Source organism: Bradyrhizobium australafricanum (genome assembly GCF_020329495.1).
Lineage (GTDB): Bacteria > Pseudomonadota > Alphaproteobacteria > Rhizobiales > Xanthobacteraceae > Bradyrhizobium > Bradyrhizobium australafricanum.
Genome location: NZ_JAGKJL010000177.1, coordinates 1 through 1,035 on the forward strand (window position 1 = coordinate 1; position 1,035 = coordinate 1,035).

General features: G+C 58.2%; 1 protein-coding gene and 1 pseudogene. One reads left to right on the forward strand and one right to left on the reverse strand.

Features of this window, described 5'->3' with window-relative positions; genetic code table 11:
* The coding region (locus J6525_RS46400) for a sigma factor-like helix-turn-helix DNA-binding protein (protein WP_225649609.1) at positions 1-190 on the reverse strand (190 nt) is incomplete at its 3' end.
* Between the two features lie 607 nt (positions 191-797).
* Between J6525_RS46400 and J6525_RS46405 the strand changes: the two are divergent.
* Positions 798-1,035, forward strand: a pseudogene (locus tag J6525_RS46405) (IS110 family transposase); the annotation flags it as partial.

Here is a 1,035-nt window from a genome sequence, read left to right on the forward strand (position 1 = left end):
CGTAAATCGGCGGTAACGGCCAGCTTAAGCCCGCCTCGCGTGCTCGCAGCAGGTAGGTGGCAACCGAGCTCTTGCTGATCTGCAGCCGTTCCGAGATCTCCCGAACCGACAGGTCCTGCTCGTACGTCAGCCTCAGGATCGATCGTAGGTCCTTCACAGTGGTTCGTTTCGCTTGCTTCCGTCTCGGCATTGCCCCTCTCAAACTCAGCTTGAGAGAGAACATTGCCTGAACGGCGCTCCCGAAAACCAACCTCCCGCAACTGTCCGCGATTTAGCGGAATCCCTGTCCCGGAATTACTGAAATCGCTGTCCGCGAATTAGCGAAATTGCTGTCCGGAAATTGCCGAAACACGCAACCAAGCCCAGTCTCGCCGGGGAGAGCACGAAGTAAGCCGTAGCCCATCGCGCAGGGAAAGCCGGGTTGTTTCCGGTTACACCTGTGGTCCTACCCCCGAGCTTTCTACCCATTGCTCGGGGCCCATGGGTGCGATCGGCACCCGGCTTTCCCTGCGCCCTCTGCTTGAGGTGAGGGCGGAACAAGATGCAAAGCTCGGACGCAATGCGCCGCGAGACTGCGGAAGCATGAGCCACACGTGGTCCAACACATTCAGTGTCGTCTTGGCGTCAGTGTCGTCTTGGCGAAAGCCAGGACCCATTACCCCAAATGAGACTTGTTGCGCGATGCTGGGGCCACGATCCCCTTCATCATCAAGTGCGGTGGCTGATGGTGTGGACGGCCCCTACGGCATCAGTGTGCCAGAATGAGGTTGTCTAGATCTCATACAAGGGAGCCGTCCGTGAACCAGATTATCCGCATTGGGATTGATACGTCGAAGTATATTTTTGTGCTGCATGGGGTTGATGCGGCGGAGCAGGTGGTGCTGCGCAAGAAGCTGTCGCGCAAACAAGTGCTGGAGTTCTTCGCCAAATTGCCGCCGACTGTGATCGGGATGGAGGCCTGCGGGGCTTCGCAACATTGGGCGCGTCAGCTTTCCAAGCTCGGTCACGAGGTGAAGCTGATGGCACCGCAATTGG